This is a genomic window from Pseudomonas sp. LM13 (genome assembly GCF_041381355.1).
Classification (GTDB): domain Bacteria; phylum Pseudomonadota; class Gammaproteobacteria; order Pseudomonadales; family Pseudomonadaceae; genus Stutzerimonas; species Stutzerimonas frequens.
This window is the reverse complement of the sequence record NZ_JACBXH010000057.1, coordinates 1-16,422: the sequence shown is the minus strand read 5'-3', so window position 1 is coordinate 16,422 and position 16,422 is coordinate 1. Positions and strand designations below refer to the sequence as shown.

Annotated in this window: 16 protein-coding genes and 1 pseudogene; 5 read left to right on the top strand and 12 right to left on the bottom strand. The window is 57.9% G+C overall.

The window, feature by feature from the left end; translation table 11 throughout:
• Window positions 1-1,237, top strand: a 1,237-nt coding sequence (locus HZR81_RS21880) for an AMP-binding protein (RefSeq protein ID WP_500129255.1), incomplete at its 5' end; no start/stop codon positions are given.
• 98 nt (window positions 1,238-1,335) lie between these two features.
• Here HZR81_RS21880 and HZR81_RS21875 read toward each other — a convergent pair.
• Window positions 1,336-2,136: an SDR family NAD(P)-dependent oxidoreductase gene (locus tag HZR81_RS21875; RefSeq protein ID WP_003288984.1), complete on the bottom strand. Its 801-nt coding sequence runs from the start codon at window positions 2,134-2,136 to the stop codon at window positions 1,336-1,338.
• A 102-nt stretch (window positions 2,137-2,238) separates the two neighbouring features.
• Here HZR81_RS21875 and HZR81_RS21870 point away from each other — a divergent pair, with 102 nt between their 5' ends.
• Window positions 2,239-2,982 carry a DUF2889 domain-containing protein gene (locus HZR81_RS21870; RefSeq protein ID WP_500129254.1) on the top strand — a complete coding sequence of 248 codons (744 nt, stop codon included), beginning with the start codon at window positions 2,239-2,241 and terminating at the stop codon, window positions 2,980-2,982.
• A 57-nt stretch (window positions 2,983-3,039) separates the two neighbouring features.
• Here the strand turns inward: HZR81_RS21870 and HZR81_RS21865 are convergent, their stop codons facing one another.
• The 4 genes from HZR81_RS21865 to HZR81_RS21850 all read right to left on the bottom strand — a co-directional run bounded on the left by HZR81_RS21865 (window position 3,040) and on the right by HZR81_RS21850 (window position 6,947).
• Window positions 3,040-3,615: an aromatic-ring-hydroxylating dioxygenase subunit beta gene (locus tag HZR81_RS21865; protein ID WP_003288981.1), complete on the bottom strand. Its 576-nt coding sequence runs from the start codon at window positions 3,613-3,615 to the stop codon at window positions 3,040-3,042.
• 46 nt (window positions 3,616-3,661) lie between these two features.
• The gene (locus HZR81_RS21860; RefSeq protein WP_126190571.1) at window positions 3,662-5,068 is read right to left on the bottom strand and encodes an aromatic ring-hydroxylating dioxygenase subunit alpha; all 1,407 of its coding nucleotides are present in this window, start codon (window positions 5,066-5,068) and stop codon (window positions 3,662-3,664) included.
• A gap of 182 nt (window positions 5,069-5,250) precedes the next feature.
• On the bottom strand, window positions 5,251-6,249 hold the full coding sequence (locus HZR81_RS21855) for a fumarylacetoacetate hydrolase family protein (RefSeq protein WP_500129256.1): 999 nt from the start codon (window positions 6,247-6,249) through the stop codon (window positions 5,251-5,253).
• A complete protein-coding gene (locus HZR81_RS21850; protein WP_500129253.1) occupies window positions 6,246-6,947 on the bottom strand; it encodes an SDR family NAD(P)-dependent oxidoreductase in 702 nt (233 codons plus the stop codon). Before HZR81_RS21850 ends, HZR81_RS21855 begins: the two co-directional genes overlap by 4 nt.
• A 120-nt stretch (window positions 6,948-7,067) precedes the next feature.
• Between HZR81_RS21850 and HZR81_RS21845 the strand changes: the two genes are divergently transcribed.
• Both HZR81_RS21845 and HZR81_RS21840 read left to right on the top strand, forming a co-directional pair.
• Window positions 7,068-7,478 carry a Zn-ribbon domain-containing OB-fold protein gene (locus tag HZR81_RS21845; RefSeq protein WP_500129252.1) on the top strand — a complete coding sequence of 137 codons (411 nt, stop codon included), beginning with the start codon at window positions 7,068-7,070 and terminating at the stop codon, window positions 7,476-7,478.
• On the top strand, window positions 7,479-8,669 hold the full coding sequence (locus tag HZR81_RS21840; protein ID WP_500129251.1) for a thiolase family protein: 1,191 nt from the start codon (window positions 7,479-7,481) through the stop codon (window positions 8,667-8,669). It begins immediately after the preceding gene.
• A gap of 4 nt (window positions 8,670-8,673) precedes the next feature.
• On the opposite strand, the gene HZR81_RS21835 is transcribed toward HZR81_RS21840, so the two are convergent.
• From HZR81_RS21835 to HZR81_RS21805, 7 genes are all read right to left on the bottom strand, one after another.
• Window positions 8,674-9,465 carry an IclR family transcriptional regulator gene (locus HZR81_RS21835; protein ID WP_500129250.1) on the bottom strand — a complete coding sequence of 264 codons (792 nt, stop codon included), beginning with the start codon at window positions 9,463-9,465 and terminating at the stop codon, window positions 8,674-8,676.
• A 91-nt stretch (window positions 9,466-9,556) separates the two neighbouring features.
• Complete coding sequence (locus HZR81_RS21830) at window positions 9,557-11,143, bottom strand: MFS transporter (RefSeq protein ID WP_500129249.1); 1,587 nt, start codon at window positions 11,141-11,143, stop codon at window positions 9,557-9,559.
• A 41-nt stretch (window positions 11,144-11,184) separates the two neighbouring features.
• On the bottom strand, window positions 11,185-12,081 hold the full coding sequence (locus HZR81_RS21825; protein ID WP_126190573.1) for a fumarylacetoacetate hydrolase family protein: 897 nt from the start codon (window positions 12,079-12,081) through the stop codon (window positions 11,185-11,187).
• A gap of 1 nt (window position 12,082) precedes the next feature.
• Window positions 12,083-13,024 (bottom strand): VOC family protein, encoded by a 942-nt coding sequence (locus tag HZR81_RS21820; RefSeq protein WP_126190574.1) that lies wholly within the window; start codon window positions 13,022-13,024, stop codon window positions 12,083-12,085.
• Window positions 13,025-13,085: 61 nt separating this feature from the next.
• Entirely contained in the window at window positions 13,086-13,847 is a 762-nt protein-coding gene (locus tag HZR81_RS21815; protein WP_126190575.1) for an SDR family NAD(P)-dependent oxidoreductase, read from the bottom strand.
• Between the two features lie 62 nt (window positions 13,848-13,909).
• Window positions 13,910-14,128, bottom strand: coding sequence for a ferredoxin (locus HZR81_RS21810; protein ID WP_126190576.1), 219 nt, complete (start codon window positions 14,126-14,128; stop codon window positions 13,910-13,912).
• A gap of 61 nt (window positions 14,129-14,189) precedes the next feature.
• Entirely contained in the window at window positions 14,190-15,866 is a 1,677-nt protein-coding gene (locus HZR81_RS21805; protein WP_242504702.1) for a methyl-accepting chemotaxis protein, read from the bottom strand.
• A gap of 158 nt (window positions 15,867-16,024) precedes the next feature.
• Here HZR81_RS21805 and HZR81_RS21800 point away from each other — a divergent pair.
• Window positions 16,025-16,422, top strand: a pseudogene (locus HZR81_RS21800) (MFS transporter); the annotation flags it as partial.

Sequence of the window (16,422 nt, the reverse complement as noted above, 5' to 3'; positions counted from 1 at the left end):
AAAATTGCCTGAGGTGCAGAGCATTCTTTACCGTGGCCAGCTAGGATCGCTCCCTGAATGCACCATTTCGGTCGCTTCGCTGGATGAGTTCCGCGGCCATGACGAAACGCCTTTCGAGACCAAGCCTCACCCATCCGATCTCTCCTGCCTCATCTACACCTCAGGAACCACAGGACCATCGAAAGGCTGCATGATCAGCTACAACTTCATGTGCAACCTGGCGCGCTTGCAATTGCGGGCCGGACCTGCGAACGAGAACGACGTAACCATCACGCCGCTGCCGCTGTTTCATATGAATGCCCTTTGCGTGTCGATTATTGCCAGCATCTTGGTGGGCGCGCGAGCAGCGATACTGCCGCGCTTCTCCGTTTCCAACTTTTGGCAGGAGGTCGAACGCTCCGGCGCCACCATTGCGTCGATTCTCGGCGGCATGGGCGGGCTGCTGGCAAAGGCGCCTGAAAACGACGCGATGAAGCGGTGTTATGGCCAGATCCATACGGCTCGCGGCAATCCATATACCGAGGAGACCAAGAAGATATGGCGTGAGCGCTTCGGCACCAAGCTGGTAGGCGGTAATGGCTACGGTCTCACCGAGGCCTGCGTGATTACATCGCTTGCAGGCGGCGAATATGCGGCGCCTGGCTCGTCAGGCAAGCGCATCCCGGACTTCGATGTACGTATTGTCGATGATGAAGATCGTGAAGTACCGGCGAACACACCCGGTGAGATTGTGGTGCGCCCGCTGCGCCCGGACATCATGTTCCAAGGCTATTGGCAGCGTCCGGAGGACACCCTGAAGCTGATGCGCAACATGTGGTTCCACACGGGCGACATCGGCAAGTTCGATGACGACGGCTTCTTCTATTTCGTCGATCGGAAAAAGGATTATTTGCGCAGGCGCGGCGAGAACATTTCGAGCTTTGAGATGGAGGCGGCCTTCGCCGTGCACCCTGACATTTCCGAGGTCGCCGTACATGCCGTCCCGTCGGACAAGGGTGAAGATGACGTCAAGGTCACCGCGGTACTGCATGATGGCGCGACACTGCAACCGGAAGATCTATTCAGGTGGGCTACCGATGCGGTGCCTTATTACGCACTCCCACGGTACATCGAATTCCGCGAGACGCTGCCTAAGAATCCGCAGGGGCGCGTGTTGAAGTATCTTCTTCGGGACGAAGGCAAGACAGCGTCAACCTGGGACTGGGAAGATACGGATATTAAGGTCGATAAGCGCTAAGTCCGCTGCGAGGGGCTGCGCACAGCCCCTTCCCTACCTAGCAAAGCAACGAATCGGAATTAGCGTGTGGGCGCAGCGAGAGCTGCGCCCACCGTGTTTCAGTACTCCCGAACGGGAACGTCTTTCGGGCGTGAGTTGTAACCCGGCAAATGCAGGCCGCCATCCACGTGAATGGTCTCGCCAGTAATGAAACGCGACATCTCCGACGCCAGGAAGACAACCACCGGGCCGATGTCCTCCTCCGGATCGCCACAGCGCCCCAATGGCCGCATCGAGGCCGACATTTCGGCGAACCCTGGGTTTTCCGCCGCCAGCTTGTGGAAAGTAGCCCCCATGGCTGTGGGCGCTACGGCATTAACGCAAATGTTGAACCGCCCCCACTCCGACGCAGCGCTGCGGGTCAGGCCGACAATGGCTGATTTAGCGGTGTTGTAATCGCCATGCAGCCACGCACCGATCTCGGTGTCGATTGAGTAGAAGTTGACTATCTTTCCACCGCCGCGTGCCTTCATATGAGGCAGCGCAGCCTTCATCGCCCACCAGGCCGCCCATACCGTGGAGTTAAGCGTTTGAGCCAGCATCTCATCGGTCTTATCTTCAAGCAGGACGTTGGGCGTAGGCGCGAAGGCGTTGTTCACCAGGACATCGAGCCCACCGAATTCATCCACGGCAGCCTGAATGGCCGCCTCGATGTCTTCCTTGCTGGAAACATCGGTCTTCACAAAGAGCGCCCTGGCGCCCAACGCTTTCAGCTCTTGCGCAACGGCTGCGCCGCTTTGTTCGTCCAGCTCTGCAACTACCACCGCAGCGCCCGCCTTGGCGAAGCTCAACGCCACACCACGACCTATACCTCCGCCCGCGCCAGTGATAAGCGCTACACGCTCTCTTAGCAGTTTCATAGCCACTCCTTTCTTGTTGTTAGATAGACATTTTTAACTATAGTGTTCAAATATACTCTTTTCCGCACTACCAGGCATTATTCAGCAAAAAAGGATAACAAGATGGGTACGTTTCGCCGCCGAGTGGACATAGTGACCAGTGAAGAACACGACGAAGGCGAAGTTCGCGCAGCCCTCGAAGATGACTTCCACCACTTTCGCGTGTGGGCGCGTTACCAGGCTGGCGTGCTGATCGCGATTGGCGGCGAAGCGCTCCGATATCCCTATACCGCCTGCCTGCAGGCAACCGAGCCCCTTGAACGCCTGGTCGGCATGCAGCTCAGCCGGGTCGCCCATTCGGTGACACGCCAGACGGACGCAACGCACCAGTGCACGCATCTACTCGATCTGGCAGGGCTGGCAATTGCCGCAGCTGCCCGTCAGAGTCGCAGGCGTCGTTACGATATCGAGATTCCTGGCCGGGTGGACAATCGAACAATCGCGAGTTTGACGCGAGATCAAGAATGGAAACTGGACTGGCCCGTAAATGGTCCGCTTATCGAGGCTCCCGAGACTTACGCCGGAGTCAATCTACGCGAGGGGATGGCGCGCTGGGCATTGCAAACGCTGCCTGAAGAGGAAGCGGAGGCTGCTTTGATACTGCGCCGCTGTACGCTCATTTCGTTGGGACGGGAACGTGACCTGGACAGCCAGACACATGCAGTCCCGAGCGGTCTCTGCTATAGCCAGCAACCCGAACGGGCCGAACAAGCCATACGGATGAAGGGTTCGACGTGGGATTTCGAATCGTCGCAAGAACAACTGTGTGCTAGTGATCAGGATTGGCTGAACAACCGAGGATCATAGCGAAGGACGCATTGCGCATGAGACGGCCCGCACCCCGAAAGAGGTGCGGGCTCGTCATCAGAGGAATACAGCGAGGTTTGGAGTGCCCAGAACGGCCTGGTCGATAATGACTTCGCGCCGCGCCAGCTTGAAGCCATCTTCGCGCATACGCAGCACGTCGCGACGTTCACCACTGATGATGTCGACGTGGTGGTCCTTGAACCGGCTGCGCGTCAACAGCAGATAACTGGTCACCACATACTCATCAGGGTTGGCGGTTTCCTCGACGAACACGTTCGTCACCAACCGTCGGGTACGCGACGGCGGGTCTTCCGCCCAGGCACTCTTGCCGGAAAGGCGAAGCACACGCCCCATGATCGACCGATAGTCGTCGTGGTAATGCTGAACAGAACGCACGATGCTCGCGGACAGCTCGGACTGGGTGCGGGTATGCCGCAGCGGTACGGTATAGATCAGATCGGTATCAAGCCGTGCTGCCCACTCCTGCAAACGAATTTGATCCAGTAGCGTTGCTTCCTCATAGAGGAATGTCACGACTTGGTTGTAAATATCCGCCCCGACCGGCACACGCTTGATACCGATCGGAGAGCCCGGCTGGATCTGGTCCTCGCCGCGTTGTTGAACTTCTGCCATGGAAATCTCCATTACTTTTTATTGTCATGACCCGGCCAGCGAGCGCTTATTTTTCGTCTGAAGCGGTCATCAGCTCATGCCAGTACTGCCACCAGTGCCACTGGGTATCGTCTTTGGTAAAGCCTTCATTGACGATGCCAGGGCCAGGCCATCCTTCCGGGGCGCCGGTTTCGAAGCAGGCTTGATACTTCAGAGTGCTCTTGCGCCCCATCGCGCCCTTCGCGGCGTGAGTCATGTGTGGCCAAGTATCGGAGTCGTCCTGCTCAACCATGCCGGATGTGCCGAAAAGCTGGATAGTCTGCTTAAGCATTTTTTCACGAAGCTCTGGCGGCGCATCCTTCTCGGCGAACACCCAATTGACAAACTCAAGCTTGTCCGGCCCTTGAGGAACATAGGCATGCAGAGTCATGGAACCAACCACGCTGCCATCCGGCTGCGGGATATATACGAAACCAAATAGGATATTCGGGAACATGCCTCCCACCTGCGGCGGCATGCTTGTCAGCACCTTGAGCTGATCTTCACTGAGATTACGCGCGAGTTGCTCGACCATGTCACGGGTCATGCCAGCAGGTGGCAGCGCGTTCAGTTTTTCCTGGACCGACAAGGTCGCCGGATCTAGGCCAGTCAGGCGCTTGATCTTGCGCGCCAGATCAATGCAACGCAGTGCATGGCCGTGGGGGGAGCTAATCTCAACGCCGATCATTTCCGGACTCAGGTCAGTACCTTCCCCCTCGCCTTCGCCTTTTTTAGCATAGTTGCCCACTTCACCAAGCCAGCGGTGCAAGGTGAGAGTATGGAAACCATCGGCGGCGGACTGCTCGCCAGCGGTCTTCCAGTTCGCGTTCACGATGAACCGCTGCGGTGGGCCCAACACCTCCATGCCCTTGTCGCTGCGGCAGAAGAGCATGTCGTAATACCATTTGGCATCGCCCAGGAACTCATCGAAAGACGGGCCGTCGATGTTCCAGGTTGCGAAGATCAAACCGCCATAAAGTGTTACCCGCGCCTTTTTCAGACCCAGCTCTTCCTTGGCCATCATCTTGCCATGCATACACTCGCGCTCGACCGGCGAGCCGATGAAGTCACCGTTTGGCCGGAACGCCCAACCATGGTAGATGCACTTGTGAATCTGCGTGTTACCGCAATCGGCGGTGCTGATGCGCATGCCGCGGTGTGGGCAAACATTGAGCGAGACGTGAACTTCGCCCTCTTTAGTTCGGGCGGCGATCACCGAATCCGAGCCCATGTCGCGCACGATGAAATCGCCGGAGTTAGGGATTTCAGATTCGTGGCCAAGCAGGACCCAGATCTTGCCGAAGATCTTTTCCATTTCCAGCTCGTAGATTTCCCGGTCGCTAAGGACCCGCATCTGTACTTCACGTGTCGCTGGGTAGATAAGATCCGAGACCTTGGTTCCGTCGGACAATACGGGGCTCGTTGTTGTTAGCATGATTGCCTCCTGTTTATAGGGCATAGCCGCCGAGGGCGATTGAGAAAGGTCGAATATAAGACACTTTTCGTCAATATGTATACCAGATGTCCATGTTCTATATGTGACATCTTGCTGCTGAAATAAGCCGGCATGGTTAGCTTGAGACGCTGAGCAAGGCGAACTAGCCAAACTGGCGTACCTCAGGCATCGTTCGTGGCGGTGCCGACACGTGTTCGCAGCACGCCGATACCCTGCACTTCCAGCTCCACCAGGTCTCCTGGTTTGAGATACCGCAACTGCTCCAGCCCGCAACCATTGCCCACGGTACCGGAACCGAGAAACTCACCGGGGTACAGGGTTTCCGAACGTGAAACATGAGCGATGACATCTTCGAACTGCCAGCGCATGTCTCGGGTGTTGCCGCGCCCCCACTCTTCGCCATTTACCCGCGCCACCATGTCCAGGTCATAGGGGTCGCCCAGCTCGTCAGCGGTGACCAGGCAGGGACCCATGATGTTCGCCGTATCGAAGTCCTTGCTCTTGGCAGGGCCGAGCATTCCGGACATTTCTTTCGCCTGAGCGTCGCGCGCGCTCATGTCGTTGAAAATGGTGTAACCAACGATATGCGAGCGGGCCGTATCACGGTTTATATCCTTGCCACGCCTTCCGATGTAGCAGCCAAATTCCAGTTCGAAGTCCAGTGCCTTGCTAAAGCTCGGCCACTGAAACTCATCGTCGATTCCGACTACCGCAAAGCGATTGCATTTGTAATAGATCGGCTGTCGGTTGAAGGTCTCGATGACCCGGTCATCGGCCCCCGTGTTCATAGCTTTCAGCGTTGCTTCCGGGTCCGGCGTACGTAGGGCACGCGCGCGTCTGGCGGCGGCAAAACTCTGTTTCAGGTGCAGTTCGAAGCATGAGCAGTCACGCATCTGCGGGGGCGGCTGGATCGGCGCGCGCAGTTTTACGGTGGCGCGTTCGATGACAGCTCCAGAGGGCGCCTTGGCTACCAGCACCCGAGCTTGGTCGAGCGCTTGCTCGCCGCCCTCGATCAACGCCAGAACGCCGGCGAATTCGGGGCTCTCACGACCTTGCATACTGCGATAGGCAGTCTGCAGATCGACGATCAGCCTATCGTTTTCGATCAGAGCCCCGGCGCGCTCGAAGCCAGCGCCATCGGTATAGGTTACGAGCCTCATACGCGACCACTCACAGGCAGGCAGGCGCCGGTTACGGCGGCCGCTTCGTCCGATAGAAGAAACGCGATTACCGATGCCAGTGCTGTTGGCGATACCCAACGACCCGGATCGGAGTCCGGCATGTCGGCACGGTTGGTCGGCGTATCGATGATACTTGGCAGCACGGCATTGACAGTGACGCCCCGATCCTTGACCTCCTCTGCCAGCGCTTCGGTAAGGCGAACCACGCCAGCCTTGGACGCCGCGTAAGCGCCCATGCCCAAGCCCGCTTTGAGTGCGGCCAACGCGCCGACATTGACGATCCGCCCCGAGCCAGTCGCAGTGAGATGAGGCAGCGCCGCCTGGGAGGCCACTACCGCAGTGCGCACGTTCATCTGATACATGCGATCCCAGGTGTCGAGGCTTCCGGATTCAAGCGTTTCCCAGGCGAAACCGCCGGCTACATTGACCAGCCCATCGATGCGCCCGAAATGCTCAACTACCCTGTTCAATGCCTCCGCTGCCGCGACAACGGACGTCAGATCAACGCCGCCGATGGCATGCAGTCGTGCAGCCACAGGTAACGAACCGGACGGATCGGCGCGGTCAAGTAGTGCCACGCGGGCACCGCTGGCCAGAAGCAGATCGCCAAGGGTTCTACCAAGCACGCCAAAGCCGCCTGTGACGACAATGGTCTTGTCCTGCAATGACTGGGACATACTGAAATCCTCTTGTTTTTTCCACGACACACCGCTCGAAGCAGTACCAACTCGAAACGAAATATGACACTTTTCGATTTTATGTACAAATGATAACGTAACTGAAAGACGCGCACCTGGATGAAAATGTCGATGCCTAGAAAACTACCCGCGCTGAACGCCGATACCCTCGCTTTCTGGCAGGGAGGCAGGCACGGCGAATTGCTGATTCACCATTGCAACGCATGTTCTCAGTTCTTTCATCCTCCCGGACCCATATGTCCTCGCTGTGCAAGCTTCGAGGTCGGCCCACGCTCAGTCTCCGGCAAAGGCACGGTGGTGAGCTACACGCTTAACTACCAGCCATGGACCGCCGAACTCGACGTGCCGTACGTGGTAGCGATCATCGAGCTGGTCGAGCAATCGGGTTTGCGCTTCGTCAGCAACGTTGTCGGTATGGATCCGCAACAGGTGCATATCGACATGCCGGTCCGGGTCAGCTTCCTGAACGTCGAGGATGTCTGGCTGCCCATGTTCGAAAGGGATCAATGAATGTTCGATCGTCGATACGATAAACAAGTCGCCATCACCGGCATCGGACAGTCCGAGGTCGGCCGCCCATCATCGCTGTCAGCCATGCGCCTGACGCTGGACGCCTGCCTGGAGGCCATCGCCGATGCAGGCCTGGAGCGTAGCGAAATAGACGGTGTCGCGTGCTGGCCGGGGGACAACAACAATGGCGACCCCTTCTCGCCCGTTGGTCCCAGCGCCCTCAAGAGCGCGCTGGGCCTGAACGTCAATTGGTTCGGTGCCGGCTATGAAGGCCCCGGCCCGCTGGCTGGTGTGATCAACGCAGCCATGGCCATCGAAGCAGGGCTTTGCAAACACGTGTTGGTGTTTCGCACCATCACCGAAGCATCGGCCCGCATGTCGAACAAGCAGGCTGGCACGCTCACCAACAAGACTCAGGGCCGCGACAGCAGCTTCGCGTGGCAATGGTTCACGCCGTTCAACGTAATGTCCGGCATCAACCTAATGGCACTCTATGCGCAGCGCCATTTTCATGAGTACGGCACACGACCCGAACAGCTGGCTCAGATAGCCCTGACCTGTCGCCGAAATGCGATGCGCAATCCCAAAGCGCTCTATCGAACGCCGATGACCATGGACGACTACATGGCATCGCGGATGATCTCGACTCCACTGCGTATGTTCGATTGCGACGTACATTGCGACGCATCCACCGCGATCGTGCTGTCACGGCGGGATGCCGCGCGCGACACCCGCAACTCTCCAATTCGCATCGAATCCATTGGTGCGGCCTTAAATCAGCCGTGGTCGTGGGATCAGATCTCGCTAACCCAGATGGCGGCCTTCGACGTAGGACGGATGATGTGGGACCGCACCGACTATCGGCCACAGGATGTCGATTCCGTGCAGCTATACGATGGGTTTTCCATCCTCACCATGATCTGGCTGGAGGCGCTGGGACTTTGTCCGACCGGCGAAAGCGGCGCTTTCGTCGAAGGCGGTCAGCGTATCGCCCTGGACGGCGAGCTGCCCATCAATACCAACGGCGGCCAGCTCTCCGGCGGTCGCACCCACGGTCTGGGCTATGTGCATGAGGCCTGCCTGCAGCTTTGGGGGCGAGCCGAGGGGCGGCAGACTACGGAGAACCGCGTCTGTGCAGTGGCGGCTGGCGGTGGACCGTTGGGCGGCAGCCTTTTGCTGGTCCGGGAGTAGTTACTTAGAAAAGAACGCTGGTCAGTTCGCTGCAGAACTCGACGAGGGCATCGCCCAATTCGGCGATGCCCTCCTCATCACGCTGACCGCGGAACATCACTGCCGAAACCGTAAAGTCAATGCTGCCGCCGGGGGAAAAAACAGGCGCGGCAACGGCCAGAATACCCACGGAAAAATGGCCATCGTCTGTTGCCCAGCCTCGCTTCTGAGCCTCGCGTACTTCTTCCCGGTACATATCGAAAGGCAACGGTCGAGCCCAGCGGATGCTGTCGTACGTCGCGCGTATTTCGGGGCAGTCGAGATCGATCTGCGTAGCGAACAATCTGCCGCTGGCACCCATTAGCATCGGCAGACGTTGCCCTTCGGCCATATCGATTCGAACGTCCGTGGGGCTTGCCGCGGAACTGACGATCACAATGCGGTCCGCACCAAGGCGCCGCCACAACGTGACAGTGATGCTCTGCCTCGCAGCCAGGCTTTGCAATAATGGCTTCGCCAGTTGCACCCGTTGCCCCTGGGTGACCAACTGCTCAACGAGACGCGCCAGCCCTATCCCCGCCGAATAGCGCTTTGACATGAGATTGAAATCCACCACGTCTTCAGCGACCAATGTGCGCAGGATGTTGAAGCATGTGCTTGGATTAATTGAAAGCTGGCGTGCGATATCGACGGAGCGCTCAGGCGTCCCGACTTGGCTAAGATGTCGCAAGATACGAATCGCATTGGCCACCGGTTTGACAAGGACGGCACCGTTGGCCTTCTGCTGTTCACCGAGGTCTATATCGTTGCTATTCATGCAGATCCCTAACTCATACTCGCTTTAGATCTGCATTCTATACTGAGAATAAGACACCGCAACTACTTCAGCATACGGATGCCAAGCGGTATCACTGATCGTTTACCGAAGGGGCTTGGTAGATGTAGCGGCGCGTTGCCAAATTGTCACATCGGAATCGCAGCAAGCTATTTTCTCTAGACTCGTCAGCTTTGGTGACTCTAGCCCGCTGGCGCAGATATTCGAGCCAGGACTCGACGATAAAACGCTCAACGTACAGGTTCTTTTCACTCAGATCGCGGTAAAGCCGCCAGTTCTGTGCCCCGTTTCGCCGTCTGGATTGGCCGACGTCATAGGCCGTGCGGACGAAATTGCTGCGTTCGGCATCATTGACTCGGTAGCTGATTTCCACAGACACCGGACCATCGGAGTGAGAAACATCGCGTGCCAGTACCAGCTTGTCAGTCTGCTGCGCTTCAGCGAAATCAGCTTCGTTACCCAGCACGATTGGGCCACTACGCGTGATGAGAAGCCCCAACAGAATAGTCACGGCAGAAATGGTGAGCGCGTTATTGAGTCCGATATATTCTGCCAACGTCCCCCACAAAGCTCCGCCCAGCGCCATAGCTCCCATCAGCATTAGCAGGTACACCGAAGCGACCCGGGCGCGCACCCAGTTCGCCGCATAGGTTTGCACGACCGTGGAGATAGTCGCATTCACGGCCATCCAGCCCATGCCAGCGAAAATCAGCATCGCGCACACGACGTAACGGTTATGCGTTAGGGCAGCAGCAAGCGTTGCAGTTGCAAAAGCGATCGCACCTGAGGCAATGAGCGTGCGCAACGTAAATCGGCGATACAGCTTCGTGAGATTGAGGGCAGCTACCACTGCCCCCCCGCCCATGAACGCCATGAGCAAGCCATAGCCGCCAGCGTCCATGTCGAGCTCTTCCTTGGCTACCAGAGGCATCAGCGCCCATAGTGCGCTGGCGCAACTTGTAAAAACGAACACCTGCTTCAACGCATTGAACAGGACTGACGAGTGCCGGATATAGCGCAAACCGCTGCGCATGCCGCCGCTGAAGGTTTCCGGTGGCAGGTCATGCGCCTGCCGACTTGATTTCAAGGTGAGAATAAACAGGATCACGGCCGTCATGCACAGAGCAATCACCAGAAACACCGATGCCGCGTTCCAGTATGCGATCAGCACGCCGGCAATCGCCGGACCCAATGCCCGAGCGGCATTGGTCGCGATGCCATTCAGCGATACCGCGGCCGGAACCTCACTTCGCGGCAACACATCGACGATGGTAACCATCCATGCGGACATTCCTAACGCGCTGCCAGTACCCAGAACAAATGTCAGCAAAAGCAGCGTCCAGACACCCAGCTCGCCGCTGTAGGCAAGCAAACAAAGGACTGCGGCTGCGCCGAACATCGTCACCTGCGTTACGATCAGCCAGCGGCGGCGATCCACCAGATCGGCGATAACTCCACCGGGCAGGCCGAACAAAAAGACCGGTAGCGTCATCGCCGTCTGTACCAGCGAAACCATCAGCGGTGACGACGACAGCGTCGTCATGATCCAGGCTGCACCGACCGTTTGCATCCAGATGGCCAGGTTTACGACAGCAGCAGCAAACCAGAGGCCTCGAAATAATCGGTGACGGAACGGAACCCAAGGTGACCCCTCTTTCATGCAGCTCCTTTACACGCAAGGTTGCGAACGATTGGCGCCGCTTAGACTTTAACGTCATCACCCGCAGGCAGCCCAAGCCGGCCTACCTTGCGTGCAGCATGCAGCTCGCGCCGCTCACCGACGCGGTTGCACAATCGACCAACACCCTGGATCCGAGCATCGATCACATCGCCGGGCTTGAGGAAGTTGCCCGTTTCGAGCGCCACGCCATGCGTCGAGCCGGTAAAAACCATATCTCCTGGACGAAGCGTTATCCGTGCATCGAGATAATTGAGCAGCTCGTCCACTGGGAAAATCATGTTTCTGGTGTTGTCCTGCTGACGCCGTTCACCATTAACGCTCAGTTGCAGATTCAGTGCCGGCTGACCGGGGCCACCAAGCTCATCGAGCGTGACTATCCAAGGGCCAATCGGCGTGGTGCGATCCATGGCTTTTTGCGTAAGCAGGTCGAGACGCCCGATCTGCCGGCCCGCATCCCGCGCGCTGATATCGTTGCCAACCGTATAACCAAACAAGCACGCGCTCGCCTGCGGCTCGTCCAGTAGAGGACGCGCGACCACCGCTACCAGCTCGACTTCATAGTCGAGTTCGCTCGACACGGCAGGGAACTGAATCTCATCGCCCGCGCCAATCAAGGCGGATTCCGGAATGGTATACGCCAGGGTATGTGCCGGTGCTTTGCTGCCTAGCCGCTCGAGATGACTCAGATAGTTGAGGCCAACGCCGAAGATCCGCCCGCCAGGCTGAAGTGGCGGCAGTAGGCGGCAGGCCGACAGTGGAATCCACTCGGCGTCGAGATTCAACGCCGCTTCCCCTTGCTCGCCAAGCGATGGTGCCCATTCGCTGAAAGGCGCGCGAATGGTCCGCAAGCGAACACTGTCAGCGTCCAGCAAGGCCCAGAAAGCCTCGCCGGCAACTGCCACGCGCGCGATGCGCATCTCAGCGCTTGCTGGCCAGGTATTCCGGGTCGAGCACTTCTTCAGGCGTTTTCACGCTCGGGCCGAGGATGGGGCCAACCATTTCATGCCCCCACACGCTCATTACTTCTGGATTGAGTTCGAACGGATCGCCCTGCCACGGTTCGATCTCGGCAATGGTCTCAATGGCGAAGCCCGAAGGCGTAAAATGGTAGAAGGACACATGCGGGTCCTGGGTATGCTGGCCGAGCGTCATCATCATTGGCAGCTCACGTTTACGCACGATGTCGTAGGTCTCGCCAACGTCGCGGATGCTGCTGACAACAATGCCGACATGCTGCACACCCATACGCCCCGGCCCAAAGCCATATGCGATATCATGACTCGTGTGATGGTTCAGCTTGGAACGGAAGAACCCGGTGCGGCCCTTGCCGGCTCCCGCGCCATACCAGCTGAAGCCCATCACGTTGATCAGGAAATTCTCAAGTTCGGGCCCGTATTCAGGCGTGATCACCACGACGTGTCCGGCACCGCGCTGATTGGCAACGAAGCCGCCATGGCAGCGCCCCGGTATAAAAGAGCGCGGTGTCCACTTTTGCGCGTAGAAAAGTTCATGCTGATAGCCGACCGGATCGCGAAAGCGAATCAGCTCACGCACGCCGCGCTTTTCGCACAGCTCCGCATCACCGCGGGTGAACTCGACGCCTGCAGCGGTGAATTTCTTCAACGCATCCTCATAAGCCATCCGTCCGATCGCTTCCCAGCCTATATAGGCGAGACGATCGACCTTACCGGGATGGAAGGCAAAGCGATGGCGACGATCGTCGATCTTGAAATAAAGCGAATCGGGGTCGCTCTCGGGATTGCGGCCTACCCCGAAGCCCATGACGTTGGGGCCATAGTCACGCCACTCATCGAGTTTGGTGGTTTCGAAGCCCATGTAACCGATGCCGATGATGTCCACGAGAATTCACCTCTTGTTGTTCTAGGTTTCACGGTCGCCATCGGCGCCCGCACGAGCGCTGCTAGATTGCAAGCAGCCCGCCGTCTATGACGAAGTCCGATCCGGTAATGAAAGAGGCCTCGCTGGAAGCCACGAAAAGTGCCATGGCTACCACCTCTTCAGGCTCGCCAGGACGGTCCATCAGCACGCCGTCAAGCAACGCCGCACGCGCCACCGGATTGTCCAGAAATGCTCGAGTACCCGGCGTCGCAACGAATCCAGGGCTCAGGCTGACCGCCCGTACGCCCACCGGCGCGCCCTCGACCGCGAGCTGGCGGGTAAAGGACACCACCGCACCCTTGGCAGCCGAATGCGCCGAGATGCCGGCAACCTTGGAGCCGCCCCACGCTGCAGTAGACGAAATATTGATAATCACGCCACGCTGCTCCGCTAGATGATGCCAGGCGTATTTGGTTGTGTAGAACAGCAGATCCAGCTCATTTCGGATGGTGTAGTGCCAGTCCTCGATCGACATCTCACTGACAGCGCCAAAACGCGCGGCCGAAGCGTTGTTATAAAGGATGTCGATGCGACCATGCTCGGCCACGGCGGCGTCAATCCATGCCTTGGCCTGTTCGTGATCGCCAAGATCCAGCGGAGCCATGCCATATAAACGAAACCCCTGCTCTTGCATCAGCGCAGCGGTTTCCTCGTGTGCCGGCCCGTTGAAGTCACAACCGACCACAATGGCGCCTTCTTGAGCGAAACGCAGCGCTGCCGCCCTGCCCTGCCCACCGCCAGTACCGGTAATCAGCGCAATCTTGTTTTGTAAGCGACCTGCCATTCTGTCCTCCCGATACTCCGATCCGCCTAGCCTTATTTACCAGCGCCAAAGCGAATCGTCGTCTAGTTGATTTCTTCGAGCCAAATCGCTTCAGCGGGGCAAGCAGCTGCGCCCTCGCGAGCTTCTTCTTCGAGCTCTACGGGAACGAGATCGCTATCGAGATACACAAGGCCATCGGCATCAAGCTTGTAGATGCTCGGGCAGACTGACGCGCACAGGCCATATCCGCAGCAGCGGCTCCGGTCGGCAACCACCTTGAATTGTACTTTTTCTGAACTCATTTCTTGCCTCCTTATCAGGCCAGCCACCATTAATGATGAACACTTATCGATTTTTTGTACATTATTTTCTTGAGCATTCCATCGCCTCAGATTCAAAGCTGAAACGGCTCACCGCAAGGTTCAGTTCCTGTGAAAGCTCACGAAGTCCCGCAACAGCGTTCGCAACGCTGTGAGTGATCGCATCACCCTCGCCAGCCATGCGCGCTATGCGTTCAACGTTCGAGGCTATATCACGCCCACCCTCACTTTGAGCCTTGACTGCCCTTGCGATCTCATCGACGCCGCGCGTGGAATCCCCTACCAGCGCAGCTGCCTGTTGCAGCGTGCTCTCAAGTTCCACGAGAAGCTTGCTGCTATCATCCAGCGCGACAGTACCAGCCTGCAGCGCTTGGTCGACCACTCCAGACTGATCATCCAGCTTCAAGGTGAGGTCATTGATCGAATTCGCTGCCAAAGCAGAGCGTTGCGCTAGATTCCTCACCTCATCGGCAACCACGCTGAAGCCGCGCCCGCTCTCGCCTGCACGAGCCGCCTCTATCGCCGCGTTCAATGCAAGAAGGTTGGTCTGAGCCGACAATTCCTTTACCTGCGTGATGCTCGCAGTGATTGCCGATGTGCTCTCAACGAAATCACCCACCGATCCGCGGATGGCGGCGAAGGCCTGGCGCACGCTCTCTATTTCTCGAAGCAGTCGCGTCAGGGTAGAGTGCCCCGCCTCGGCCCCCTTCAGGCTGGCATCGGCGGAACTGCGCAGTTCCTGCGCATGGGACGATATCGAGGCGATGCCAGTGCTCATTTGCTCGACCGTAGCGGACACCTCCGTCACAGCGGAGGATTGACTGGCCGAACTCTGCGCGACCTGCGTTGACGTCACAACCAGCTCCTCCGCCGAAGCCCCCACTGCTGCTGCCACGCCCGCCACGCGGCGCACCGCCTGCTGAAAGCTCTCGATCAGCTCGTTGAACGCTTGGCCTGTATGGGCGATTTCATCACGACCGATGATTCGTACACGCTGAGTCAGATCGCCATCGCGCAGCTTTATCGACGCGTGCTCGATTACACGGATGGATCGGACAATTTGGCCCCGCAACATGACGCTCGCAAGCAAGGAAACCGCGATTGCAGCCAACAGCACGCCGGCGAGCACTTCCACTACGGTTTTTACCCGGTCGCTGGCACCGGTAAACGCAGCAGAGGTGAGCTCCTCCTGCAGGGTCAGCAAGCGGCTGAACTGCCCGGAAAGACTGTTGAAATCCGCACGTACAATCCCAAGAAGCGATACCGCTTGCGGTGGGTAGCTCAGGGCAGCCTGTTTCATGTCCGCCAAACCGTGCGCATAAATTTCCGCTTGTTCCCGCACGGTCTGGTAAGCAGCCTGCTCATCCTCGGCAAGCCGTGTTTCTTTCGCCGCCGTGTCAAGCAGGCCTAGCATCTCAGCGGAACCCAAATCCATCTCTTCCAGATAGAACTCCAGCTCCTCACTTGAAGCCTGCCCATTGGACTCGAGAATTCGGACCACCATGGCGTACGCGTTGATCATCGCCGCCTGGGAAGCCGCAGACGTTTCAAGAACCCGTTTGTATTGTTGAAATCGCAACTGGTCTATTTCATCTATCACGGCCTGCTGCTTTTCCAGCCCCTGGTAGGCGACGCCCGAGAGGACGACTAGCGAGACGATGAAAAAAAGAGGAAGCAACAGGAGCTTCGCTCCAATGGTGAAGCGGCCCAGGGTTGGCATGATGATTCCCATCTTGTTGTTATAAGTTTGAGGCTCTCTATGGCTAGACAGGCTGCCACAGTCGCTTTATTCTCAATACAGTATTTGATTTCATATTAAGAATTCAACAGTGCGACGCGTTTCGCTTGGCTCAACAAAATCTATAAGGAAGCCAAACCATGCCCCCTTCGAAGAACGAAGTGGCGATCGATACCCTCGAATTTCGCCAGAGCTGGAAAATACTGATTCTCGCCGTGGCGGGCGTCGCAATCAGTATCAACGCGGCACTTCTCTATGGCTTCGGTACCCTCGTCGTACCGCTGGGCGATGCCTTTGGCTGGAGCAAGAGTGAGCTTCAAGCAAGCATCACCTTTCTGTTCGGTGGCGCGGTCATTTCGCTGCAGCTAGTCGGCTGGTTCAACCTTCGCTACGGCATGAAGCGGGTCACCGTCGCTTCCCTGCTGCTGCTCTCTCTCGGCTACCTAGCAACCACGTTGCTCACTGGATCTATCTGGTCGCTGTATTTCGCTTTCGCCGCACTACCCATTCTTGGCATGGGTGCGCTGGCAGTCACCTG